Origin of the sequence: Streptomyces sp. SCL15-4 (genome assembly GCF_033366695.1) — a bacterium.
GTDB lineage: Bacteria > Actinomycetota > Actinomycetes > Streptomycetales > Streptomycetaceae > Streptomyces.
The window spans coordinates 6,171,964-6,195,642 of the sequence record NZ_JAOBTQ010000001.1 but is presented as its reverse complement, the minus strand read 5'-3'; the positions used below and the strand labels follow the sequence as shown (position 1 = coordinate 6,195,642).

At 73.7% G+C, this 23,679-nt stretch carries 27 protein-coding genes and 1 pseudogene; 8 read left to right on the top strand and 20 right to left on the bottom strand.

The window, feature by feature from the left end; all coding sequences use genetic code 11:
* Position 1 precedes the first annotated feature (1 nt).
* The 3 genes from SCK26_RS27800 to rbsK are packed head-to-tail and all read left to right on the top strand — an operon-like array spanning position 2 to position 2,372.
* Complete coding sequence (locus SCK26_RS27800; RefSeq protein WP_318204073.1) at positions 2-133, top strand: hypothetical protein; 132 nt, start codon at positions 2-4, stop codon at positions 131-133.
* Positions 121-1,482 carry an ADP-ribosylglycohydrolase family protein gene (locus SCK26_RS27795; RefSeq protein ID WP_318204072.1) on the top strand — a complete coding sequence of 454 codons (1,362 nt, stop codon included), beginning with the start codon at positions 121-123 and terminating at the stop codon, positions 1,480-1,482. The genes SCK26_RS27800 and SCK26_RS27795 overlap by 13 nt, the downstream gene beginning before the upstream one ends.
* The gene (gene rbsK / locus SCK26_RS27790; protein ID WP_318204071.1) at positions 1,479-2,372 is read left to right on the top strand and encodes a ribokinase; all 894 of its coding nucleotides are present in this window, start codon (positions 1,479-1,481) and stop codon (positions 2,370-2,372) included. The genes SCK26_RS27795 and rbsK overlap by 4 nt, the downstream gene beginning before the upstream one ends.
* A 111-nt stretch (positions 2,373-2,483) precedes the next feature.
* Here the strand turns inward: rbsK and lgt are convergent, their stop codons facing one another.
* The 11 genes and pseudogenes from lgt to hisI all read right to left on the bottom strand — a co-directional run bounded on the left by lgt (position 2,484) and on the right by hisI (position 11,326).
* Positions 2,484-3,425, bottom strand: coding sequence for a prolipoprotein diacylglyceryl transferase (lgt, locus tag SCK26_RS27785; RefSeq protein WP_318204070.1), 942 nt, complete (start codon positions 3,423-3,425; stop codon positions 2,484-2,486).
* An 82-nt stretch (positions 3,426-3,507) separates the two neighbouring features.
* On the bottom strand, positions 3,508-4,281 hold the full coding sequence (locus SCK26_RS27780; RefSeq protein ID WP_318204069.1) for a DsbA family protein: 774 nt from the start codon (positions 4,279-4,281) through the stop codon (positions 3,508-3,510).
* 110 nt (positions 4,282-4,391) lie between these two features.
* On the bottom strand, positions 4,392-5,210 hold the full coding sequence (gene trpA / locus SCK26_RS27775; protein ID WP_318204068.1) for a tryptophan synthase subunit alpha: 819 nt from the start codon (positions 5,208-5,210) through the stop codon (positions 4,392-4,394).
* Positions 5,207-6,490 (bottom strand): tryptophan synthase subunit beta, encoded by a 1,284-nt coding sequence (gene trpB, locus SCK26_RS27770; RefSeq protein ID WP_318204067.1) that lies wholly within the window; start codon positions 6,488-6,490, stop codon positions 5,207-5,209. The genes trpA and trpB overlap by 4 nt, the downstream gene beginning before the upstream one ends.
* A 116-nt stretch (positions 6,491-6,606) precedes the next feature.
* Positions 6,607-6,768: pseudogene (trpM, locus tag SCK26_RS38030) on the bottom strand (tryptophan biosynthesis modulator TrpM); the annotation flags it as partial.
* Between the two features lie 21 nt (positions 6,769-6,789).
* Entirely contained in the window at positions 6,790-7,599 is an 810-nt protein-coding gene (gene trpC, locus SCK26_RS27765; protein WP_318204066.1) for an indole-3-glycerol phosphate synthase TrpC, read from the bottom strand.
* Positions 7,600-7,735: 136 nt separating this feature from the next.
* Entirely contained in the window at positions 7,736-8,134 is a 399-nt protein-coding gene (locus tag SCK26_RS27760) for a DUF2752 domain-containing protein (RefSeq protein WP_318206106.1), read from the bottom strand.
* Positions 8,135-8,348: 214 nt separating this feature from the next.
* A complete protein-coding gene (locus tag SCK26_RS27755; RefSeq protein WP_318204065.1) occupies positions 8,349-8,606 on the bottom strand; it encodes an HGxxPAAW family protein in 258 nt (85 codons plus the stop codon).
* 137 nt (positions 8,607-8,743) lie between these two features.
* Complete coding sequence (locus SCK26_RS27750; protein WP_318204064.1) at positions 8,744-9,382, bottom strand: TIGR02234 family membrane protein; 639 nt, start codon at positions 9,380-9,382, stop codon at positions 8,744-8,746.
* 25 nt (positions 9,383-9,407) lie between these two features.
* Positions 9,408-10,913, bottom strand: a complete 1,506-nt coding sequence (locus SCK26_RS27745) for an anthranilate synthase component I (RefSeq protein ID WP_318204063.1) — start codon at positions 10,911-10,913, stop codon at positions 9,408-9,410.
* Between the two features lie 11 nt (positions 10,914-10,924).
* Positions 10,925-11,326: a phosphoribosyl-AMP cyclohydrolase gene (gene hisI / locus SCK26_RS27740; RefSeq protein ID WP_318204062.1), complete on the bottom strand. Its 402-nt coding sequence runs from the start codon at positions 11,324-11,326 to the stop codon at positions 10,925-10,927.
* 128 nt (positions 11,327-11,454) lie between these two features.
* Here hisI and SCK26_RS27735 point away from each other — a divergent pair, with 128 nt between their 5' ends.
* Positions 11,455-12,090: a TIGR03085 family metal-binding protein gene (locus tag SCK26_RS27735; protein WP_318204061.1), complete on the top strand. Its 636-nt coding sequence runs from the start codon at positions 11,455-11,457 to the stop codon at positions 12,088-12,090.
* A gap of 9 nt (positions 12,091-12,099) precedes the next feature.
* Here SCK26_RS27735 and SCK26_RS27730 read toward each other — a convergent pair whose 3' ends face one another.
* The 9 genes from SCK26_RS27730 to hisD all read right to left on the bottom strand — a co-directional run bounded on the left by SCK26_RS27730 (position 12,100) and on the right by hisD (position 19,306).
* A complete protein-coding gene (locus SCK26_RS27730) occupies positions 12,100-13,332 on the bottom strand; it encodes an MFS transporter (RefSeq protein ID WP_318204060.1) in 1,233 nt (410 codons plus the stop codon).
* 251 nt (positions 13,333-13,583) lie between these two features.
* Entirely contained in the window at positions 13,584-14,339 is a 756-nt protein-coding gene (gene hisF / locus SCK26_RS27725; RefSeq protein ID WP_318204059.1) for an imidazole glycerol phosphate synthase subunit HisF, read from the bottom strand.
* A gap of 6 nt (positions 14,340-14,345) precedes the next feature.
* Complete coding sequence (locus SCK26_RS27720) at positions 14,346-14,741, bottom strand: RidA family protein (RefSeq protein WP_318204058.1); 396 nt, start codon at positions 14,739-14,741, stop codon at positions 14,346-14,348.
* A complete protein-coding gene (priA, locus tag SCK26_RS27715) occupies positions 14,738-15,463 on the bottom strand; it encodes a bifunctional 1-(5-phosphoribosyl)-5-((5-phosphoribosylamino)methylideneamino)imidazole-4-carboxamide isomerase/phosphoribosylanthranilate isomerase PriA (RefSeq protein ID WP_318204057.1) in 726 nt (241 codons plus the stop codon). Before priA ends, SCK26_RS27720 begins: the two co-directional genes overlap by 4 nt.
* A 3-nt stretch (positions 15,464-15,466) precedes the next feature.
* Entirely contained in the window at positions 15,467-16,111 is a 645-nt protein-coding gene (hisH, locus tag SCK26_RS27710) for an imidazole glycerol phosphate synthase subunit HisH (protein WP_318204056.1), read from the bottom strand.
* Positions 16,102-16,266 carry a hypothetical protein gene (locus SCK26_RS27705; protein WP_030605407.1) on the bottom strand — a complete coding sequence of 55 codons (165 nt, stop codon included), beginning with the start codon at positions 16,264-16,266 and terminating at the stop codon, positions 16,102-16,104. The genes hisH and SCK26_RS27705 overlap by 10 nt, the downstream gene beginning before the upstream one ends.
* A 3-nt stretch (positions 16,267-16,269) precedes the next feature.
* On the bottom strand, positions 16,270-16,863 hold the full coding sequence (gene hisB / locus SCK26_RS27700; protein ID WP_318204055.1) for an imidazoleglycerol-phosphate dehydratase HisB: 594 nt from the start codon (positions 16,861-16,863) through the stop codon (positions 16,270-16,272).
* Positions 16,860-17,966, bottom strand: coding sequence for a histidinol-phosphate transaminase (locus SCK26_RS27695; protein ID WP_318206105.1), 1,107 nt, complete (start codon positions 17,964-17,966; stop codon positions 16,860-16,862). Before SCK26_RS27695 ends, hisB begins: the two co-directional genes overlap by 4 nt.
* A gap of 14 nt (positions 17,967-17,980) precedes the next feature.
* Positions 17,981-19,306 (bottom strand): histidinol dehydrogenase, encoded by a 1,326-nt coding sequence (gene hisD / locus SCK26_RS27690; RefSeq protein WP_318204054.1) that lies wholly within the window; start codon positions 19,304-19,306, stop codon positions 17,981-17,983.
* 276 nt (positions 19,307-19,582) lie between these two features.
* On the opposite strand from hisD, the gene SCK26_RS27685 reads away from it, so the two are divergent.
* The 4 genes from SCK26_RS27685 (at position 19,583) to ybaK (ending at position 23,673) form a co-directional block, all read left to right on the top strand.
* On the top strand, positions 19,583-21,166 hold the full coding sequence (locus tag SCK26_RS27685) for an oxidoreductase (protein WP_318204053.1): 1,584 nt from the start codon (positions 19,583-19,585) through the stop codon (positions 21,164-21,166).
* Positions 21,167-21,354: 188 nt separating this feature from the next.
* Positions 21,355-22,398, top strand: a complete 1,044-nt coding sequence (locus tag SCK26_RS27680) for a hypothetical protein (protein WP_412080787.1) — start codon at positions 21,355-21,357, stop codon at positions 22,396-22,398.
* Between the two features lie 11 nt (positions 22,399-22,409).
* Entirely contained in the window at positions 22,410-23,150 is a 741-nt protein-coding gene (locus tag SCK26_RS27675) for an LON peptidase substrate-binding domain-containing protein (protein ID WP_318204051.1), read from the top strand.
* Positions 23,151-23,169: 19 nt separating this feature from the next.
* A complete protein-coding gene (ybaK, locus tag SCK26_RS27670; protein WP_318204050.1) occupies positions 23,170-23,673 on the top strand; it encodes a Cys-tRNA(Pro) deacylase in 504 nt (167 codons plus the stop codon).
* Positions 23,674-23,679 lie beyond the last annotated feature (6 nt).

The window sequence follows — 23,679 nt, the reverse complement described above, 5'->3', positions numbered from 1 at the left end:
CATGACGCCCACAGCAGAACAAAGCAGTGGTCCCGGTCCCGGTGCGCTCGCCGGCCCCGCCCGCGCCCGCGACCGCCTCGACGCGCACGAGCGGGTGCGCACCGCGCGCGGAGGCCGCCCGTGCTCCGTCTGACCTGGGTCCAGCCGGAGGATCTGCTGGTCCACGAACTGCGCCAGGCCCGGCTGGACGGGCGTGAGCCCAAGGCGGTGGAGGCGCGCTGGCGGGCGGCCGGCGGCCCGGAGGCGGCGGAGCGGGCGGACGCCCGCGCACCCGGCGTCTCCCGCTATCTGCGCCTGCTGGCGGAGGACCTGCTCGACGAACTCGCCGACCTGCCCGGCCGCTTCGCCGAGGACGAGCCGACCGACCTGGCCCGCCTGAAGTCCCTGTGCCCCGACTGGCCCGCCCGCCGCTCCCCCGCCGCTCCGCACCCCCGCGCCCTCGAAGCCGCCTGGCTCGGCCGGGCCGTCGGCCGCCTCCTCGGCAGACCCGTCGGGCAGCTCGGCCTCGACGGCATCCGCGCCCTCGCCGAGGCGGCCGGAAACCGGCCGCTCACCGGCTACTTCACCGCCAAAGGCGTCCCCGCCGGCCTGCTCGCCGCCCATCCCTGGGACCGCCGCTCCGCCGCCACCTGCCTCGCCGAGAACATCGACGGCATGCCCGAGGACGCCGACCTCGACCACCTGCTCCTCAACCTCCTGCTGCTGCGGCGCCACGGACGCCGCTTCTCCACCGACGACGTGGCCCGGCTCTGGCTCGACACGCTCGCGCCCGGCCGCACCCGCGCCGCCGAGCGCCTCGCCTGCCGCAATCTGCTCTGCGGCATCGAGCCCCCGCACACCGCCCGCCACCGCAACCCGTTCCGCGAGTGGACCGGCGCGCTGGTCCGCGCCGACGTGCACGGCTGGACCAACCCCGGCGACCCGGCCGCCGCCGCCGAGCAGGCGCACCGGGACGCGGTCCTCACCCACACCGCCAACGGTGTCTACGCCGCGATGTTCACCGCCGCCGCCATCGCCACCGCCGCCCCGGGCACCCACGACGTCCACGCCTGTCTGCGGGCCGGCCGCGCGGTGGTCCCGCCCCGCTCGCGGCTGGCGGCGGCCGTCGACCACGCCGTCGCGCTGGCCCGCCGCAGCGAGGACTTCGAGGACGTCGTGGACGACCTCCACGCCCGCTACGCGACCACCCACCACCGGGCCCACGCCGTCCCCGTCACCGCGCTGGTCGCCGCCGCGCTCACGCATGCGGACGGCGACTTCTCCGGCTCCGTCTGCCGTGCCGTGTCCGGCGGCTGGGCCACGGGCTCCGCCGGCGCGAGTGCCGGCGGCATCGCCGGGCTGCTCGCCGGCGCCCCCGGCGCGCTCCCCGACCGCTGGCGGGCCCCGCTGAAGAACCGGCTCGCCAGCGCCCTCGCCGAGTTCGACGGCACCGGCTTCGACACCCTCGCCCACCTCACCCACCTGGAGGCGACCCGCTCATGACCCATATCGCGGTCCTCGGCAGCACCAACATGGACCTCGTCACCTACGTCGACCGGGCACCCCGGCGCGGGGAGACCGTGACCGGGCGGGAGTTCCGTACGGTGCCCGGCGGCAAGGGCGCCAATCAGGCCATCGCAGCGGCCCGCGCCGGCGCGACCGTCTCGATGATCGGCGCGGTCGGCACCGACGCCCACGGCGCCCGGCTGCGCGACACCCTCGAACACTCCGGCGTGGACACCGACTTCCTGCGCACGGTGGAGGGCCCGTCCGGCACCGCGCACATCGTGGTGGACGCCGAGGGCGGCAACGCGATCGTCGTCATCCCCGGCGCCAACGGCACCGTCGACCACCTCTCCCCCGGTGACGAGGGACTGATCGCCACCGCCGACGCGCTGCTGCTGCAACTGGAGATCCCGCTCGCGGCGGTCGTCGCGGGCGCACAGGCGGCCCGCCGGCACGGCGTGCGTACGGTGCTCACCCCGTCCCCGGTCCGGCCGCTGCCGCCCGAGCTGCTGCGCGCCGTCGACCTGCTGGTGCCCAACGAGTACGAGGCGGTCACCCTGACCGGCCGCGCCGACCCGCGCGAGGCGGCGGCGGCCCTGCTGGAGCCGGTGCCGGAGGTCGTCGTCACCCTGGGCGCGGCGGGCTGCCTGTATCTGGCCCGGGGCACCGAGCCGCTCGTGGTCCCCGCGCCCCGCGTGACCGCCGTCGACTCCACCGGAGCGGGCGACACCTTCGTCGGCACCCTCGCCGTGGCCCTCGCCGAGGAGAAACCGGTGCGCGAGGCCCTGACCTGGGCCGCCGCCGCGGCCTCGATCTCCGTCCAGCGGGAAGGGGCGTCCGCGTCGATGCCGTACCGCCCGGAGATCGAGGCCCGCTACAGCACCTGAGCACCCGCCCACGGGCGAGCACGCCGGCCCGGACCCGCCCGGCCCCACAGCCGGAACACGCCGAGGGCGCCCGGAACACTCCGGGCGCCCTCGGCGTCGTGGAACCGGCGGTCAGACCTTCTTGGCCGACTCCGCCTCGTCCTTCGGCGACTGCTCCGCCGACTCCTCGGTGGTCCCGGTCTTGACCGCCTCGTCCTCGGCGACGCCCTCCGTGTCCCCGGCCGGACCGCCGGAGACGGCCGCGGGTTCGACCACGGCCTCCCGGCCCGGCCGCTTCCTCCCCGACACCACGATGTACGCCACCGCCAGCAGGAAGACGATCAGGGCGGTCCAGACGTTGAGGCGGAGGCCCAGGATGTGGTGGGCGTCGTCCACGCGCAGGTATTCGATCCAGCCGCGGCCCGCGCAGTACGCGGCGACGTACAGGGCGAACGCCCGGCCATGCCCCAGCTTGAAGCGGCGGTCGGCCCAGATCACCAGCAGGCCGACGCCGACGCACCACAGGGATTCGTAGAGGAACGTCGGGTGGTAGTACCCCGGCACCCGGCCGCCCTCGGCGGAGGTGATGTGCAGCGCCCAGGGGACGTGGGTCTCCCGGCCGTACAGCTCCTGGTTGAACCAGTTGCCCCAGCGGCCGATGGCCTGCGCGAACGCGATGCCGGGCGCCACGGCGTCGGCGTAGGCGGGCATCGGGATGCCCCGGCGCCGCGCGCCGATCCACGCGCCGAGCGCGCCGAGCGCGATGGCGCCCCAGATGCCCAGGCCGCCCTCCCACACCTTGAAGGCGTCCACCCAGTCACGGCCCTCGCTGAAGTACAGCTCGTAGTCCGTGATCACGTGGTAGAGCCGGCCGCCGACCAGGCCGAACGGTACGGCCCAGACGGCGATGTCGGCGACCGTGCCGGACTGCCCGCCGCGGGCGATCCAGCGCTTGTTGCCGAACCAGACGGCAACGAAGACGCCGATGATGATGCAGATGGCGTAGCCGCGCAGCGGGATGGGGCCGAGGTACAGCACCCCGTGCGACGGGCTGGGGATGTAGGCAAGGTTCATGGCAGATCCGACGCTACCGTGCCGGGCCGTGGGGACGGCAAGCAGCCCGGCTACGGGTCCATAACGGGGGCGGGCAGAACGCTCACCCCCGGTCGGCCGCCTCCACCATCTGCTTGAGCTTGGCCGGGGTCATCGTGCGGTCCTGGTAGATGTTCCTGCCGTCGAGCAGCACCGTCGGCGTGCCGCCGAAGTCGCCGGACTTGAAGGCCTGGTGGGACTTGTCCACCCAGCTGTCGTGGGTGCCGTTCTTCACGCACGCGCGGAAGGCGGGCGTGTCCAGGCCCTCGACCTTGCCGGCCAGCCCGGTCAGCTTGTCGTTGTCCGCGAAGGCGTCGTCGGTCTCCTTGGGCTGGTTCGCGAACAGCACGTCGTGGTAGTCACGGAACTTTCCGGCGTCCTGGGCGCAGGCCGCGGCGTTGGCGGCGCGCAGCGAGCCGGTGCCGCCGAGATTGCCGTCGATCAGCCGGACCAGGTGGTATTCGACTCTGAGCTTGCCGGCGTCGGTGAGTTCGTGGAGCGTCGGCCGGTACGCCACCTCGAAGGCCTGGCAGGCCGGGCAGCGGAAGTCCTCCCAGACGGTGAGCGTCGACCTGGCGCCGTCCTTGCCGACCGGGATCGCGAGGCTGTCCTTGCCCCGCGCGCCGGAAGGGGCCACGGTCGGGCCCGCGTCGGTGCTCTTGTCCTTGCCGGCGTTCGCGGCGACGACGCCGGCCACCGCCGCCAGGCCCAGGACGCAGACGACGCTCGCGCCCACGATCAGCGCCCGCCGCCGCTTGTCCGCGGCCCTCTGCTTCTCGCGCTCGACCGCCAGCCGCTCCCGGGCGGTGCGCTTTCCGTCACGGTTCTTCTCGCTCACACCACCAGAACGAACCGGGGAGGCGCAGCGCGCCTCCCCGGTCCGAGGTCCACCCGTTCGAGTGACCGAATCACGCGATACGGGACATCGCGGTCCCTCGCGCCCGTGCGTCACGCCTGTCCGCGCACGCCCTTCGCCAGGTCCCCGGCCAGCTCGCGGACCGCCGCGAGGCCGGCGGCCTCGTCCGGCGCGTCCAGCATCCGCTTCACGAACGCCGAGCCGACGATCACGCCGTCGGCGAAGCCGGCGACCTCGGCGGCCTGGGCCCGGTTGGAGACGCCGAGGCCGACGCAGACGGGCAGGCCGGTGCCGGTCGCGCGGGTGCGCCGGACCAGGTCCTGGGCCTGCTCGCCGACGGACTCGCGGGTGCCGGTGACACCCATGAGGGAGGCGGCGTAGACGAAGCCGCTGCCCGCGGCGGTGATCTCGACGAGCCGCGCGTCCTTGCTGCTCGGCGCCACGACGAAGATCGTCGCCAGGCCGTGCTTCTCGGCGTGCTCGCGCCAGAGCGCCGACTCCTGCACGGGCAGGTCGGGCAGGATGCAGCCGGCGCCGCCCGCCTCGGCCAGCTCGGCGGTGAAGCGCTCGACGCCGTAGCGGTCGATGGGGTTCCAGTACGTCATGACCAGGATCGGCTTGCCGGTGGCCTGGTACGCCTCCCGGACCGTGCGCATGACGTCGGCGATCCGCACACCGCCGCGCAGGGCGATGTCGTCGGCGGTCTGGATGACCGGGCCGTCCAGGACCGGGTCGCTGTGCGGCAGGCCGACCTCGACCACGTCCGCGCCGCCGTCCAGGGCGGCCTTGATCGCGTCGATGCCGCCGTCCACGGTCGGGAACCCGGCCGGGAGGTAGGCGATGAGCGCGGAGCGGCCCTCGGCCTTGGCGCCCGCGAGGGTGTCCGACAGCAGCCGGATGTTCCCGCTCACTTGGCGTCCCCCTCGATCTCGGCGGTGTCGGCGGCGTCGGCCGCGACCTCGGCGTCGGTGTCGTACAGGCCGAAGTAGCGCGCGGCGGTGTCCATGTCCTTGTCGCCGCGGCCGGACAGGTTCACGACGATCAGGCCGTCGGGGCCCAGTTCCCGGCCGACCTCCAGGGCGCCGGCCAGGGCGTGGGCGCTCTCGATGGCCGGGATGATGCCCTCGGTGCGCGACAGCAGGCGCAGTGCCCGCATGGCCGCGTCGTCGGTGACCGCGCGGTATTCGCCGCGGCCGGAGTCCTTCAGGTAGGAGTGCTCCGGGCCGATGCCCGGGTAGTCCAGGCCGGCCGAGATGGAGTACGGCTCGGTGATCTGGCCCTCGTCGTCCTGGAGGACGTAGGAGCGGGAGCCGTGCAGGATGCCGGGTTCGCCGGCGGTGAGGGTGGCCGCGTGCTCGCCGGTCTCGACGCCGTGGCCGGCCGGCTCGCAGCCGATCAGGCGGACGCCCTCGTCGGGGATGAAGGCGTGGAAGAGGCCGATGGCGTTGGAGCCGCCGCCGACGCAGGCGACGGCCGCGTCCGGCAGGCGCCCGGCGCGCTCCAGCAGCTGGCGGCGGGCCTCGACGCCGATGACCCGGTGGAAGTCGCGGACCATGGCCGGGAAGGGATGCGGTCCGGCGACCGTGCCGAACAGGTAGTGGGTGTGGTCGACGTTGGCGACCCAGTCCCGGAACGCCTCGTTGATGGCGTCCTTCAGGGTGCGGCTGCCGGACTTCACGGCGACGACCTCGGCACCGAGCATGCGCATCCGGGCCACGTTCAGGGCCTGCCGCAGGGTGTCGACCTCGCCCATGTAGATGGTGCAGTCCAGGCCGAACAGCGCGCAGGCGGTGGCCGTCGCGACGCCGTGCTGGCCGGCCCCGGTCTCGGCGATGACCCGGGTCTTGCCCATGCGCTTGGTGAGCAGGGCCTGGCCGAGCACGTTGTTGATCTTGTGCGAGCCGGTGTGGTTGAGGTCCTCGCGCTTGAGGAACACACGGGCGCCGCCGGCGTGTTCGGCGAAGCGGGGGACCTCGGTGAGCGCCGACGGGCGGCCGGTGTAGTGGACCAGCAGGTCGTCGAGTTCGCGGGCGAACTCGGGGTCGTGCTTGGCCTTGTCGTACTCGACGGCGACCTCGTCCACGGCGGCGACGAGGGCCTCCGGGATGAACTTGCCGCCGAACGCGCCGAAGTAGCCTTCGGGCGTGGGGACCTGACCCTCCGGGTCGGGGATGAAGAACTCGCTGGGCATGCGGATACCTCACGGTGAGTTTTGTGGGAAAAACTGATCGCCGTGGGGGCTCGGGTCGTCTGTCGGCTGCGTGCCGTATGCGGCTTCTCGCGCAGTTCCCCGCGCCCCTAAGGGGCGCGGTGCCATCGACGCCCGTTCACCTGCCCGGGTTCGTCACCGATGACATACCTCACCCTGCGGCCGTGCACCCGGCGGGCCGGGGCACGGCAGCCACGGGGCCGGCAGCCGCGCGCGAGGCGGGCGTACGGGTCCCGGGACGGCAGGGTGTGCGTGGTCATCGGCGCCCAGCCTAGCGGGATTCAGCCGCGGCCGTGGCGCAGTGCCGGATGTTCGCCCGCCGCCACCAGGTCGGCCACCGCCGCCTTCGGGTCGCGGCCGGTGACCAGGGACTCGCCGACCAGGACGGCGTCGGCGCCGGCGTTGGCGTAGGCGATCAGGTCGTGCGGGCCGCGCACGCCGGACTCGGCCACCTTCACGAGGGTGTCGGGGATCTCCGGAGCGACCCGCTCGAACGTGCCGCGGTCGACCTCCAGCGTCTTCAGGTTGCGCGCGTTGACGCCGATGATCTTGGCGCCCGCGTCCACCGCGCGCTCGACCTCGTCCTCGTCGTGGACCTCGACGAGGGGGGTCAGGCCGATGGACACCGCGCGCTCGATCAGCGACTCCAGGGCCGGCTGGTCCAGGGCGGCCACGATCAGCAGCGCGAGGTCGGCGCCGTACGCGCGGGCCTCCCACAGCTGGTACGAGGTGACGATGAAGTCCTTGCGCAGCACCGGGATGTCCACGCGGGCGCGGACGGCCTCCAGGTCGGCGAGCGAGCCGCCGAAGCGGCGCTGTTCGGTGAGGACGGAGATGACGGACGCGCCGCCCGCCTCGTAGTCCGCGGCGAGTGCGGCCGGGTCGGCGATGGCGGCCAGCGCGCCCTTGGAGGGGCTGGAGCGCTTGACCTCGCAGATCACCTTGACGCCGTCGCCCTTGAGCGCGGCCACCCCGTCCTTGGCGGCGGGGGCCTTGGCCGCGCGCTCCTTGAGCTCGTCGAGGCTGACGCGTGCCTGCCGCTCGGCGAGGTCGGCACGGACTCCGTCGATGATCTCGTCGAGCACACTCACGCGAGCGGCCCCCTTCCAGACGGTGGTTCCTTCGGCTTCCGAAAGCCGTGGTCAATGCGATGGTATCCGCAGCGGTGCGGTGGCTTCGCATCCGGTTGACGGCGGTCCCACTCCGTGGACGTCCGTCCAGGGCGCGTCACGGGCGGAGCCAGCCGCCGAACGGCAGGTTCCGCACGGCGGTGAACGCCAGCAGCAGGACGACGGCGGTCCACAGCCGTGCGGGACCGAGGCCGGTCCGTAGCGGGCGGCCGCGCGCGGCGCGCACCGTCCAGACCATCCACAGTACGGCGCAGCCCAGGTAGGCGGCCACGGCAGCGGCGTTGTCGCGCAGTGCGGTGAGCAGATCGCCGTGGACGAGCGCGTGCGCGCTGCGCAGGCCGCCGCAGCCCGGGCAGTACAGGCCGGTGAGCAGGTACAGGGGGCAGACGGGGTAGTGGCCGGGTTCGTTCGGGTCGACCGCGCCGACGTACCCGAAGGCCCCGGCCGCGGCCGCGAACACCGCGGCGGGCCCGGCGAGCCGCCGCCGGAGGGACACGGAAGCCGGCGCCGGGCCCGGGGCGCCGAAGGACGGCGTGGGGCCGAGGGGCGGCGTGGGGCGCGGGGCGCCGCGGGGCGGGTCCGACGGGACCGCGCGGCTGTCAGCGTTCACGCGGGCATTCTGCCCCGCCCGGTGCGGCCCCGCCCGCCGGGAACGCGAAAGGCGGTCCGCATCTGACCGATGCCGGACCGCCTGTCGGCGAGGCGTGGGCTCAGTGGCCCGCGGTGGCCGGCTCGGGCGTGGCGGCCGTCCGCTGCACGGCGTGGTTCTGCTTCGGCTGGCCGAGGCCCATGGCGCGCATGATGCCGCCGACCACGCCGCCGAGGACCGTGAGCACCATACCGGCCCAGAAACCGACGGGCTGGGCCATCACCATGAAGGCGCCCGCGACGCAGAAACCGATGAAGGCGATGATGCTTCCGGTCCAGGCGGCCGGGGTGTGACCGTGGCCGTGGCTGCTGCCCGCCATGACTTGCTCCTCGTGTTGCTCATGTACGTGTCGTACCTACGCGTCGTACGCTCGCCGTCCATTGTCGCGTAGCCGCGCGCGCGCCGGACGCGGGGGTGGCGTCTGGTTCGCCACACCGCGGGACCGGCCGTGACCGCTCAGGCGCCGGTCGGGTCCTCGCCCCGGTCCAGGGCCTTCCAGATCTCCTCGGGCCGCTCCGGGTCGGCGGGGCGGGCGGTGCGCCGGGGGCGGGCGGCGCCGCGTTCGTAGCGGCCGGACATCGCGGGCCACAGGCGGCCGTAGCGCAGGGCGAGCAGGCCGGCGAGCAGGATCAGCAGCCCGCCGGCGGCCGCGACGTACGGCCAGCCGGTGTGGGTGAGCGCGTGGACCGTGGCGGAGCTGTCGCCGCTGACCTCGGCGGCCCGCTCGTCCAGCGCGGAGCCGTCGGAGACGGCCGCCAGGGCCGCGGCGACGATGCCGGCGCCGGACAGCGCGAGCAGTCCGGAGACGAGGAGGCGGCCGGCCCGGCGGACGGCGAAGACCGCGACGAGCGCGGCGAGGCCCACTATGGCGAGGGCCGCGGGGACGCCGGTGACGTCGCTGCCCTTGGCCGAAAGCGGGAACGCGCCGCCGGCCACCGTCGCGGTGCCGTCCGCCCAGCGCTGCCGGGTCGCGAGCAGCGCCACGGCCGCGCCGAGGGCGCCGAACAGCAGGGCCGCGGCGAGGCTCCGCCGGCCGGACCGGGCGGGTGCGGCGGCTTCGGGACGAGGGTGAGGTACGGCAGTCACGTACTCCACTATCGCCTGAACCCCCGGCGGACCGTCACCCGGGGTTGCCATGAGAAGCGCCCTGGCGCCCGAGGCGGTTCGCCGTGTGCACCGCCCGCAGCACCGCCGCCGCCTTGTTGCGGCACTCCTGGTCCTCGGCGGCCGGGTCGGAGTCGGCGACGACGCCCGCGCCGGCCTGGACGTACGCCGTGCCGTCGCGCAGCAGCGCCGTGCGGATGGCGATCGCGGTGTCGGAGTCGCCGGCGAAGTCCAGATAGCCGACGCAGCCGCCGTACAGGCCGCGCCGGGACGGCTCCAGTTCGTCGATGATCTGCATCGCGCGGGGCTTGGGGGCGCCGGACAGGGTGCCGGCCGGGAAGCAGGCGGTGAGCACGTCGAAGGCGGTGCGGCCGGGGGCGACCTTGCCGGTGACGGTGGAGACGATGTGCATCACGTGCGAGTAGCGCTCGACGGACATGAAGTCGACCACCTCGACCGAGCCGGGCTCGCAGACCCGGCCGAGGTCGTTGCGTCCGAGGTCGACCAGCATCAGGTGCTCGGCGCGCTCCTTGGGGTCGGCGAGCAGTTCCTCGGCGAGCGCCTGGTCCTCCTGGGGGGTGGCCCCGCGGTGCCGGGTGCCGGCGATGGGGTGGACCATCGCGCGCCCGTCCTCGACCTTCACCAGCGCCTCCGGAGAGGAGCCGACGATGTCGAAGCCGTCGAGCCGGAAGAGGTACATGTACGGCGAGGGGTTGGTGGCCCGCAGCACGCGGTAGACGTCCAGGGCGCCGGCCGTGCACGGGGTCTCGAAGCGCTGGGAGGGTACGACCTGGAAGGCCTCGCCCGCGCGGATGCGCTCCTTGATGTCCTCCACGGCCCGCTGGTAGTCGGGGCCGCCCCAGCGGGCGGTGTACTCGGGCAGTTCGGAGGGCGGCAGGTGGGCCGGGGGCTGGGCGACCGGGCGGGAGAGGTCGGCCTCCATGGCGTCCAGGCGGGCCACGGCGTCCGCGTACGCCTCGTCGACGCCGGTGTCCAGGTCGTTGTGGTTGATCGCGTTGGCGATCAGCAGGACCGAGCCCTCCCAGTGGTCCATCACGGCGAGGTCGCTGGTCAACAGCATGGTCAGCTCGGGCAGCCGCAGCTCGTCGTGCTCGCCGGGGCCGATCTTCTCCAGGCGGCGGACGATGTCGTAGCCCAGATAGCCGACCATGCCGCCGGTGAAGGGCGGCAGGCCCTCCTGGTGCGGGGTGTGCAGGGTCTGGAGGGTGGCGCGCAGGGCGGCGAGGGGGTCGCCGTCCGTGGGGACGCCGACGGGCGGGGTGCCGATCCAGTGGGCCTGCCCGTCCCGGGCGGTGAGCGTGGCGGCGCTGCGGACCCCGACGAAGGAGTACCGGGACCAGGAGCGGCCGTTCTCCGCGGACTCCAGCAGGAAGGTGCCGGAGCGTTCGGCGGCGAGCTTGCGGTAGAGCGCGACCGGCGTGTCGCCGTCGGCGAGGAGCTTGCGGGTGACCGGGATGACGCGCCGGTCGCCGGCCAGCTTGCGGAAGGTCTCGAGATCCATGGCGGCTGACCTTACTGAGCGGATGCCGGAGCGGCGGAATCCGCGTCCGTCAGGAGCACGTCCTCGTCGAAGCAGGTGCGCGCGCCGGTGTGGCAGGCGGCGCCCACCTGGTCGACCTTGACCAGCAGGGTGTCGCCGTCGCAGTCCAGGGCGACCGACTTGACCCGCTGGACGTGGCCGGAGGTGTCGCCCTTGACCCAGTACTCCTGACGGCTGCGCGACCAGTAGGTGCAGCGGCCGGTGGTCAGCGTGCGGTGCAGTGCCTCGTCGTCCATCCAGCCGAGCATGAGCACCTCGCCGGTGTCGTACTGCTGGGCGATGGCGGGGACGAGTCCGTCGGCGCTGCGCTTGAGCCGCGCGGCGATCTCCGGGTCGAGGCTGCTGGGCCGGGGGCTGCCGGTCGTACTGGTCATGCGTGCCATTGTGCCGCGCCGCACCGACAACGGGCCCGGCGCGTCCATGGGATGGTCACCGGGCTCGGCACGGGCCCGTCCGGGGCTGACGGGTGGGCGCGGCGATCACCTGGTCGTAGGCTGGCCCCATGTCGACCTTCGCCAAGCGGGAACGGCTGTTGCTCGCCGACCTCCTGGAAACCGTCGGTCCGGACGCCGAGACCCTCTGCGCGGGCTGGCGGACGCGGGACCTGGCCGCGCACGTGATCGTGCGCGAGCGCCGCCCGGACGCGGCGGGCGGCACACTGGTCAGGCAGCTCGCGCCGCGCCTGGAGAAGGTGATGGCCGAGTACACCGCGAAGCCGTACGAGGAGCTGATCCGGCTGATCCGCAGCGGGCCGCCGCGGTTCTCGCCGTTCCAGCTCAAGCAGGTCGACGAGGCGGCCAACGTCATCGAGTTCTACGTCCACACCGAGGACGTCCGCCGCGCCCAGCCGGACTGGACCCGGCGCGAGCTGGACCCGGTGTTCCAGGACACGCTGTGGTCGCGGCTGGAGCGGGCCGCGCGGCTGCTGGGGAAGGGCGCGCCGACGGGTCTGGTGCTGCGCCGCCCGGACGGGCAGACGGTGGTGGCGCACCGGGGGACGCCGGTGGTCACGGTGACCGGTGAGCCGTCGGAGCTGCTGATGTTCGCCTTCGGGCGGCAGAGCGCGGCCCGGGTGGAGCTGGACGGGGACGGGGACGCGATCGACCGGCTGCACGAGTCGAAGCAGCTGGGCATCTGAGCGGGTCCGTCAGCCGGGGAGTTCCGCGCGGCGCAGGGCCGGTACGGCGAGGAAGACGAGGCCGCCGAGTCCGCAGACGGCGGCGCTGACGGCGTAGACCGGGCCGAGTCCGAAGGCGCCGGTCGCGGCGGCGGCGAAGGGCATGCTCAGCGGGGTGAGGCCGAGGCTGACGAGGCTGGAGACGGCGGTGACGCGGCCCAGGTAGGCGGGGTCGGCCTGGGTCTGGAGCAGCGCGCCGCACAGCGCTCCGCTGAGTCCGGTGAGCAGACCGACGAGCAGGGCGGTGCCGACGGCTGCGGCCAGGCCGGGGACGAAGGCGAGGGCGCCGACGGCCACGGAACCCGCGGCGCACGCGCATCCGGTGAGCAGTCCGGCGCGGGGCAGCCGGCCGCGGGCGGCGAGCAGCAGGGAGGCGGCGGCCGCGCCGGCGCCGAAGCCGGCCAGTATCCAGCCCATGCCCGCGGCGCCCCAGCCGCGGTGGTCGGCGAGCAGGGTCAGGCCGACGTTCAGCGGGCCGACGAAGCCGAGGTCGCCGAGCGCGATGGCGATCATGAGGGGTCCGAGGACCCGGTGCCGGCGGACGTGACGCAGTCCGGCCCTCAGGTCGCTCCAGGCGGTGGCGCCGCGCTCGGCGCCGGCGGGCAGGTCCCGTACGCGGACGGACAGCAGCAGCGGCAGTGACAGCGCGATGAGCGCTCCGGCGAGGGCGAAGGCCGCCGGGGCGCCGCCGAGGGCCACGCCGAGGCCGCCGAGCGGGGCGCCGACGACGCTCGCGGCGCGGATGGCGAGGCCGCGCAGGCCCTGGACGCGGGCGAGCTGGTCGTGGCCGGTGATCCGGGCCGGGAGGGCGCCCACGGCCGGCATGAACACAGCGTCGACGGTGCCGAAGACGCACGCGAGCAGGGCGAGGGGCCACAGGCCGGGGTGGGTGAGGAAGAGCAGCGCGGCCACGGCGAGGACGGCGGCGCAGCGCACGGCGTCGCTGCCGATCACGACCCGCTTCGGGCCCAGCCGGTCGGCGATCACGCCTCCGCCGAGCATCAGCACGGCCCGGGGCAGCGCGCTCGCGGACATCACGAGCCCGGCCTGCGCGGGGGTGCCGGCCTGTACGGCGGCCCAGGACAGCGCGAGGTAGTAGACGTTGTCGCCGAGCATCGAGGAGGTGTACGCACCGAGCCAGCGCAGCACGTTGGGATCGCGGTGGGCCCGCACGGACGCGGGCGGTATGAGCGTGGCGGTCACGGAGGGACTGTCCTCTCGGGCGCGGAGGCGACGACGGGTTTCAGAGGCGGAACGGAAAGCCGTACACGTGCACCGCGACATGCTCCCGCCCCTCACCGTCGCCGGCGGCCACGTGCTGCTGCGGCTCACCGCCGGTCGAGCCGACCCGCGCTGCGTGCCTCGGCCCCTTCAGCCGGGCCGTGCCGGACCAGTTCGCGCAGGCCCCGGCCGAACGGCCGGGGCTGCTGGGGCTGCTGGGGTCTGTGGTCTCGTTACCTGACGGGGTGGCCCGCCTCGCGGAGTGTCTGTTTCACGTCGGCGATGCGGAGGTCGCCGAAGTGGAAGACCGACGCGGCCAGGACCGCGTCGGCGCCCGCTTCGATGGCCGGCGGGAAGTCGGCGAGCCTGCCGGCGCCGCCGGAGGCGATCACGGGGACGGTGACGTGCCTGCGGACGGCGGTGATCAGCTCCAGGTCGTAGCCGTCCTTCGTGCCGTCCGCGTCCATCGAGTTCAGCAGGATCTCCCCCGCCCCCAGCTCCGCCGCCCGGTGCGCCCACTCCACCGCGTCGAGCCCGGCGCCGCGCCGGCCGCCGTGGGTGGTGACCTCGAAGGTGCCCTCGGGGGTGCGGCGGGCGTCCACCGACAGGACCAGCACCTGGCGGCCGAACCGCTCCGCGATCTCGCGGATCAGGTCGGGGCGGGCGATCGCGGCGGTGTTCACGCCCACCTTGTCGGCGCCCGCGCGCAGCAGCTTGTCCACGTCCTCGGCGGTACGCACACCGCCGCCGACCGTCAGCGGGATGAACACCTGCTCGGCGGTGCGGCGCACCACGTCGTAGGTCGTCTCCCGGTCGCCGGAGGACGCGGTGATGTCCAGGAACGTCAGTTCGTCGGCGCCCTCGGCGTCGTACACCTTGGCCATCTCGACGGGATCACCGGCGTCGCGCAGGTTCTGGAAGTTCACGCCCTTGACGACCCGGCCGTTGTCCACGTCCAGGCAGGGGATGACTCGGACCGCCAGGGTCATGACTGCTCAGGCTCCTCTGAATGCTTCTAGTTCCACTTCGACCAGGATGCGCGGGTCGACGAAGCCCTGGACGACCAGCAGGGTCGAGACCGGGCGCACGGAGCCGAACAGCTCCTGGTGGGCCCGGCCGGCGGCTTCCACGTCCCGCGCATGGGTCAGGTACATCCGCGTACGGATCACGGACTCGATGCCGAGGCCGAACTCCGCGATCGCCTCCAGGGCGCTGGTGAAGGCCACCTTGGCCTGTTCGTACGGGTCGGCCTCGCCGTAGAGCACGGTGCCCTTGAAGGACGTCGTGCCCGCCACCAGCACCCGGTCGCCCGCCGCCACGGCGCGTGCGGAACCGAAGGACTCTTCCCAGGGACTTTCGCTTCTCACACGCCGCACGGCTTCGGACGTCATGACGACACAGCCTCCAAGGCCTCTTCCAGGGTGAACGCCTTCGCGTACAGCGCCTTCCCTACGATGGCGCCCTCGACACCGAGGGGCACCAGGCCGGCGAGGGCGCGCAGGTCGTCCAGCGAGGAGACGCCGCCGGAGGCGACCACCGGGCGGTCGGTCGCCGCGCACACGTTCCGCAGCAGCTCCAGGTTCGGGCCCTGGAGCGTGCCGTCCTTGGCGATGTCGGTGACGACGTAGCGGGCGCAGCCCTCCTTGTCCAGGCGGTCCAGCGTCTCGTAGAGGTCGCCGCCGTCGCGGGTCCAGCCCCGGCCGCGCAGGGTGGTGCCGCGGACGTCCAGGCCGACGGCGATCTTGTCGCCGTGCTCGGCGATGACCCGGGCGACCCACTCGGGGGTCTCCAGCGCGGCCGTGCCGAGGTTCACCCGGGTGCAACCGGTGGCGAGGGCGGCGGCGAGGGTGTCGTCGTCGCGGATGCCGCCGGACAGCTCCACCTTGATGTCCATCGCCCCGGCGACCTCGGCGATCAGCGCGCGGTTGTCCCCCGTGCCGAACGCGGCGTCCAGGTCGACCAGGTGCAGCCACTCCGCGCCGGCGCGCTGCCAGGCGAGGGCGGCCTCCAGCGGGGAGCCGTAGGAGGTCTCGGTGCCGGACTCGCCGTGCACGAGGCGGACGGCCTGGCCGTCACGGACGTCGACGGCGGGAAGCAGTTCGAGCTTGGCCATGGTCTACAGGGTTCCGATCCAGTTGGTGAGGAGCTGGGCTCCGGCGTCGCCGGACTTCTCGGGGTGGAACTGGGTGGCCCACAGGGCGCCGTTCTCCACCGCCGCCACGAACGGCTTGCCGTGCGTGGACCAGGTGACCTTCGGGGCCTCGATCACCGGGTTGTGGGCCTGAAGGGACCAGTCGTGGACGGCGTAGGAGTGCACGAAGTAGAAGCGGGCGTCGGGGTCCAGGCCCGCGAACAGCTCCGAGCCGGCCGGGGCGTCCACGGTGTTCCAGCCCATGTGGGGCACCACGTCGGCCTGGAGCGGCTCGACCGTGCCGGGCCACTCCTCCAGGCCCTCCGCCTCCACGCCGTGCTCGATGCCGCGCGCGAACAGGATCTGCATGCCGACGCAGATGCCCATGACCGGACGCCCGCCGGACAGCCGGCGGTCCACGATCCAGTCGCCGCGCGCGTCGCGCAGGCCCTTCATACAGGCGGCGAACGCGCCGACGCCGGGCACCAGCAGCCCGTCGGCGTTCATCGCCCGGTCGAAGTCACGGGTGATCTCGACGTCGGCGCCCACACGCGCGAGGGCGCGTTCGGCGGAGCGGACGTTGCCGAAGCCGTAGTCGAAGACGACGACCTTCTTGGTGCTCAATTCCACACCTCCAGCCGCATGACGCCCGCCACCAGGCAGAGGGCCGCGCCGATCGAGAGCAGCACGATCAGGCTGGTGGGCATCTTCTGCTTGACGAAGGAGATGATGCCGCCGACCAGGAAGAGGCCGACGACGATCAGAAGGGTCGACAGACCGGTCATGGGTTACAGCGCGCCCTTCGTCGACGGGAGGATGCCGGCCGCGCGCGGGTCACGCTCGGAGGCGTACCTGAGGGCCCGGGCCAGCGCCTTGAACTGGCACTCCACGATGTGGTGCGCGTTGCGGCCGTAGGGCACGTGCACGTGCAGCGCGATCTGCGCCTGGGCGACGAAGGACTCCAGGATGTGCCGGGTCATCGTGGTGTCGTACGCGCCGATCATGGGCGCCATGTTCTCGGGCTCGGTGTGCACGAGGTAGGGACGGCCGGACAGGTCGACGGTGACCTGGGCGAGGGACTCGTCCAGCGGGACCGTGCAGTTGCCGAAGCGGTAGATGCCCACCTTGTCGCCGAGGGCCTTCTTGAAGGCGGCGCCCAGCGCGAGGGCGGTGTCCTCGATGGTGTGGTGGGAGTCGATGTGCAGGTCGCCGTCGGTCTTCACGGTCAGGTCGAACAGTCCGTGCCGGCCGAGCTGGTCGAGCATGTGGTCGTAGAAGCCGACGCCGGTGGCGATGTCGGTCCGGCCGGTGCCGTCGAGGTCTATCTCGACCAGCACCGACGTCTCCTTGGTGGTGCGCTCCACGCGTCCAACGCGGCTCATGAACCCAGCTCCTTCTTCACTTCCCGTACCGCGTCGAGGAACGCGTCGTTCTCCTTGGGGGTGCCGGCGGTCACCCGCAGCCACCCCGGCACGCCGTTGTCCCGGACCAGCACGCCCCGGTCGAGGATCTTCCGCCAGACTGCGTGGGCGTCGGCGAACCGGCCGAACTGCACGAAGTTCGCGTCGGACGCGGTGACCTCGTAGCCGATCGCGCGCAGCTCGGCGACCAGCCGGTCCCGCTCGGCCTTGAGCTGCTCGACGTAGCCGAGCAGGGTGTCTGTGTGCTCCAGCGCGGCCAGGGCGGTCGCCTGGGTGATGGCCGACAGGTGGTACGGCAGCCGGACCAGCTGGACGGCGTCCACGACGGCCGGGTGCGCGGCCAGGTAGCCGAGGCGCAGGCCGGCGGCGCCGAACGCCTTGGACATCGTGCGGGAGACCACCAGGTGCGGGCGGCCCTCCAGCAGCGGCAGCAGCGAGGCGCCGTGGCTGAACTCGATGTACGCCTCGTCCACGATCACCATGGACGGCTTGGCCGCCTGCGCCGCCTCGTACAGCGCGAGGACCGTCTCCCGCGGGACCGCGTTGCCGGTGGGGTTGTTGGGGGTGGTGACGAAGACGACGTCCGGCCGGTGCTCGGCGATGGCGCGCTCGGCGGCGGCGAGGTCGATGGTGAAGTCCTCGCCGCGGGGACCGGAGATCCAGCCGGTGCCGGTGCCGCGCGCGATGAGCGCGTGCATCGAGTACGACGGCTCGAAGCCGAGGGCCGTGCGGCCCGGCCCGCCGAAGGTCTGCAGCAGCTGCTGGATGACCTCGTTGGAGCCGTTGGCGGCCCAGACGTTCTCGGTGCCGAGGGGATGTCCGCCGGACTTCGTCAGATACGCGGCCAGCTCGGTGCGCAGCCGGACCGCGTCCCGGTCCGGGTAGCGGTTCAGGTCGCGGGCGGCCTCGCGCACCCGCTCCGCGATCCGCTCGACCAGCGGCTCGGGCAGCGGGTAGGGGTTCTCGTTGGTGTTCAGCCGTACGGGCACGTCCAGCTGGGGCGCGCCGTAGGGGGACTTGCCGCGCAGCTCGTCACGGATGGGCAGCTCGTCCCAGCGGGACACAGAGGGGTTGCCTGTCACTTGCTCTCGGGTACCTTCCAGCCGAACCTCGCCTTGACCGCCGCGCCGTGCGCGGGCAGGTCCTCCGCCTCCGCCAGCGTCACCACGTGGTGGGCGACCTCGGCGAGCGCGTCCCGGGTGTAGTCCACGATGTGGATGCCGCGCAGGAAGGACTGGACGGACAGGCCCGAGGAGTGGCAGGCGCAGCCGCCGGTGGGCAGGACGTGGTTGGACCCGGCCGCGTAGTCGCCGAGGGAGACGGGGGCCCAGGGACCGATGAAGATCGCGCCCGCGTTGCGGACCCGGTCGGCGACCGCGGCGGCGTCGGCCGTCTGGATCTCCAGGTGCTCGGCGCCGTAGGCGTCGACCACCTTCAGGCCCTCCTCGATGCCGTCCACGAGGACGATCGCGGACTGCCGGCCCTCCAGCGCGGGCACGATCCGGTCCTCGACGTGCTTGGTGGCCGCGACCTGCGGCGCCAGCTCCTTCTCCACCGCGTCCGCCAGCGCGGCGGAGTCGGTGACCAGGACGGCGGCCGCGAGCGGGTCGTGCTCGGCCTGGCTGATCAGGTCGGCGGCCACGTGCACCGGGTCGGCGGTGTCGTCGGCGAGGATCGCGATCTCGGTCGGGCCGGCCTCGGCGTCGATGCCGATCTTGCCGGTGAAGTAGCGCTTGGCGGCGGCGACCCAGATGTTGCCCGGGCCGGTGACCATGTTCGCGGGCGGGCAGGACTCGGTGCCGTACGCGAACATCGCGACGGCGGTGGCGCCGCCCGCGGCGTAGACCTCGTCCACGCCGAGCAGGGCGCAGGCGGCGAGGATCGTCGGGTGCGGCAGGCCGCCGAACGCGGCCTGGGCCGGGGAGGCGAGCGCGATGGACTCGACACCGGCCTCCTGCGCGGGCACCACGTTCATCACCACGGAGGACGGGTACACCGAGCGGCCGCCGGGCGCGTACAGCCCGACCCGCTCGACCGGCACCCACTTCTCGGTGACCGAGCCGCCCGGGACGACCTGGGTGGTGTGGGTCGTACGGCGCTGGGCGCGGTGGACCAGCCGGGCCCGGCGGATGGACTCCTCCAGGGCGGCGCGGACGGCCGGGTCGAGGGCGGCGAGCGCGTCGGTGAGCGCCTGGGCCGGGACACGGACGGTTTCCAGCCGTACTCCGTCGAACTTCTCGGCGAAGTCGATCAGCGCCGCGTCGCCACGATGATGCACGGCCTCGCAGATCGGACGCACCTTCTCCAGGGCGGCCTGAACGTCGAAGTCGGCTCGGGGCAGCAGGTCGCGCAGGGCGGGGCCCTCGGGAAGGGCGTCGCCGCGCAGATCGATTCGGGAAATCACAGTCCCAATTCTCTCAGACCGCCGCAGGGAGTCGTCCGCGCGTATCAGTGGCTGATACAGAGCATGGGCCAATGGCCGGCGCGCCCTGGACCGCGTCCGGGTGCGCCGGGACCGGGAACCGGTCCGTCGCGGCCCGGAGGCCGGCTCTTCCTGGGTCAATGGCTGGTACAGAGCGTGGCCGGAACCCGGAAGATCGCCTTCACGTGCGGTGTTCGACAGGTCACGGACCGGGCATGAACGGCTGTACGAAACCCATGGCACGGAGAGGGGGGAACGGTGACCGAGGGAGCCGGCCTCCGCATCGCCGCCGGGGATCTGCCGGACGACCTGACCGCGGCCGAGGCGGGCATGTGGCTGGCCTTCCGCAACGGCAGCGTGTACGACCTGAGCAGCGGGGACCTCGCCGCGGACGATCCGCACGGCGGGCATCCCTGGGGCCCGGAGCGGACCGTGCGCGCCCGCATCGTGTGCTGGCTGCTGCTGGACGGCCCGCCGGCGCTGGCCGGCCGGGTGTCCGCGCTGAAGCTCGTCGGCGTACGGATCACCGGGGTGCTGGATCTGGCCGGTGGCCAGGTCACGCCGTACGTGGAGCTGACGGGCTGCCGCTTCGACCAGGAGGTCCGGCTGCCCGAGGCCCGGTTCACGACCGTGCGCCTGGTGGACTGCGCGGCGCCGCGGCTGGAGGCGGCCCGGGTGCACACGGAGGGCGATCTGCATCTGCCGCGCTGCCGGTTCCAGAACGGCGTCCGGCTGACCGACGCGCACATCGGCACCGACCTGCTGCTCAACCAGGCGATCGTGTACCGCGACCGCGGCGGACGGTCGATCGCGGCGGACGGCATGACCGTCGGCCAGGACCTCCAGGCGGAGCTGCTGGAGTCGCACGGCGAGCTGAGCCTGCGCGGCGCCCAGGTCGGCGGCTCGCTCAGCTTCCGCGGCGCGAGACTGGCCAACCCCTACGCCCGGTTCGCCCTGAACGCCCCTCAGCTCACGGTCGAGCGCACCCTCTATCTGACCCCGGCCGGAGTGGGCAGCCCGGCGCTGAGCGGCACCACGCCCGCGCGCGGCACGCGCATCCAGCGGTTCGAGTGCCGGGGCGGGGTGCGGCTGGACGACGGGCGGTTCGGGGACGCCGTCGACCTGGAGCGGGCCCGGTTCTCCCTCACCGACGACCAGGAGCTGTCGCTGCGCCGGGTGCAGACGCCGGAGCTGCGCTTCCTCGGGGACAAGCCGCAGCGCGGCAAGGTGCTGCTGTCGGGCGCGCGGGTGGTGAACCTGGTGGACCGCGCGAGCAGCTGGCCGGAGGCGGGCAGTCTGCACATGGGCGGCTTCGCCTACGAGAACCTGGTGCCGAAGGGCCCGTTCCCGCTGGCCCGGCGCCTGGACTGGGTGGCGGCGGCCACCGCCGAGTACGCCCCGGAGCCGTACGAGCGGCTGGCGTCGGTGCTGCGCTCCGCCGGGGAGGACGAGGACGCGCGCGAGGTGCTGCTCGCCAAGCAGCGCCGGCGGCGCGAGACGCTGCCGCCGGCGGCCAAGGTCTGGGGTTTCGCCCAGGACTGGACGGTGGCCTACGGCTACCGTCCGGGGCGGGCCGCGGTGTGGATGGCGGTGCTGTGGGCGGCGGGCACGCTGGCGTTCGCGCACGCCGACCATCCGCCGATGGGTTCCGGCGGGCATCCCACGTGGAGCCCGGCGCTGTTCACGCTGGACCTGCTGCTGCCGGTGATCGACCTCGGCCAGGTCGGGCAGTGGCAGCTGCGCGGCGGCTGGCAGTGGCTGTCGACGGTGATGGTCCTCGTCGGCTGGGTCCTGGCGACCACGGTGGCTGCGGGCGCGACCCGGTTGCTGCGGCGGAGCTGACGGGACCGGCCGGCTGTGCCGCTCCGGAAAGCACCGTCACTCTCACCACATCCGCACAACCTCACCACTTCCACACAAGGCGCACATTCACCCTTTACTGCACCTTTACCGTCGGCCGTACAACCTTCCACGACTTGCCTTGTCCCTCTGGCGCCGCCCCGACCTGCGGACTTTCAATGGTCGGCACCATGGCTCTGCTGCCCTCGTTCATCCGCCCCACCCGCCGGATGACCAAACGTCCCGCGCGCCCGGCCCACCGGCCACCGGCCGGGGACGAGGCCGTGCTCGACGCGCCCGACGACCGCCTCTCGCCCGCGCTGGTCGCGGCCGGCCGGGGCGAGTACGCCGTCGCCGCCGGCCTGCTCGCCGAGACCCGCGCCACGGCCGACTGGGAGCACCGGGACCGGTACGCCCGCCGCCTGGCCGGCTTCGCCCGCTCGCGCCCGGAGTGGTACGAGGAGTGGCGCGCCGCCGACCCCGAGGACGCCGGAGCGCTGCTGGTCGGGGCCCAGCTGGCGGTGGACCGCGCCTGGCCCTCGCCGGCCCGGGCGGAGGTGCTGCGCGAGGTCAGCCCGCTGATCACCGCCGCCGCCCGCGCCGACGACCGCGACCCGGTGCCCTGGCGGATCGCGCTCGACCACGCGCGCGGCACCCGGGCCGGACACCGCTACTTCGAGGAGCTGTGGGAGGCGGCCGTCCGGCGCGCCCCGCACCACTACGGCTGCCATGTGGCCGCCCTGCGCTATCTGGCCGCGTCCTGGCACGGCTCGCACCGCGAGTGCTTCGACTTCGCCGACCGGGCCGCGCAGGACGCCCCGGCCGACTCGCTGGTGCAGGCGCTGCCCGCACGCGCGGCCTTCGGCTATCTGACCGACGGCTGCGGCGCGACGGTGCCGCGCGCCCGGCTGGACGCGGCGGCCGACCGGGCGATGGCGCTGTCCGCGCGCCTGCCGGCGGCCGATCCGGCGCCGGCCGAGGTCCGCAACAAACTGCTGTACCTCCTGCTGCGCCTGGAGCGCTTCGAGGACGCCCGCGGCCAGCTCCCACTGATCGGCCCGTACGCCACGTCGTTCCCCTGGGACCGGTTCTCCGAGGACCCGCTCGGCCACTTCCTGCGGCTGCGCGAGCACCTGGAGACGGCGGCTCCGCGGACCGTCCTGGCCGGGCTGCTGGAGGCGCCGCCGGAGCCCGGTGGCGGCCACGGCGGACACGTCCGCGCCGCGGACCACTAGGCTGGGGCGCCGTGACCACCGCCCGTCTGCCGCTCTTTCCGCTGAACTCGGTGCTTTTCCCGGGTCTCGTGCTGCCGCTGAACGTCTTCGAGGAGCGGTATCGCGCCATGATGCGCGATCTGCTGAAGACCCCCGAGGACGAGCCGCGCCGGTTCGCCGTCGTCGCCATCCGGGACGGCCACGAGGTCGCGCCGAGCGCCCCGGGCATGCCCGATCCCACGGCGCAGCCCGAGCGGGGCCCGGCCGCCGGCTTCGGCGCCGACCCGCTGCGGGCCTTCCACGGCGTGGGCTGTGTGGCCGACGCGGCGACGATCCGGGAACGGTCCGGCGGCACCTTCGAGGTGCTGGCGACCGGTACGACCCGGGTGCGGCTGCTGTCCGTGGACGCCTCGGGCCCGTATCTGACCGCGGAGCTGGAGGAGCTGGCGGAGGAGCCCGGGGACGAGGCCGGCGCGCTGGCCGAGGACGTCCTGCGCTCCTTCCGCCGCTACCAGAAGCGGCTGGCGGGCGCCCGGGAACGCTCGCTGTCCGGCGGCACGGAGCTGCCGGACGACCCGGGCGTGGTGTCGTACCTGGTGGCCGCGGCCATGGTGCACGACACGCCGACCAAGCAGCGGCTGCTCCAGGCGCCGGACGCCGCCTCCCGGCTGCGGGACGAGCTGAGGCTCCTGCGCGCGGAGACGTCGATCATCCGCAGCCTGCCGTCGCTGCCCGCGTTCGAGCTGACGCGGACGCCGACGAGCCTGAACTGAGGGACCGGGAAGAACGAGGATGGCGAAGAAGCCGAAGAAGCAGCAGCAGTCCGGAGGCACGCCCGCGACGGTGGCCCTGACGGCGGCGGGCGTGGACTTCACCGTCCACGCCTACGACCACGACCCCTCCCACCCGTCCTACGGCGAGGAGGCGGCCGAGGCCATGGGCGTCTCCCCCGACCGGGTCTTCAAGACGCTGGTGGCCGACGTGGACGGCTCGCTGGTGGTCGGCGTGGTCCCGGTGGCCGGCTCGCTGGACCTCAAGGCCCTGGCGGCGGCTGTGGGCGGCAAGCGGGCGGCGATGGCCGACCCGGCGCTCGCCGAGCGCACCACGGGCTATGTCCGCGGCGGCATCTCCCCGCTCGGCCAGCGCAAGAAGCTCCGCACGGTCCTCGACGACTCGGCCGGGGCCCATCCCACGATCTGTGTCTCGGCGGGCCGCCGGGGCCTGGAGGTCGAACTGGCCCCGAAGGACCTGGCCGAGCTGACGGACGCGGTCCTGGCGCCGATCGGGAAGAACTGACCGGCC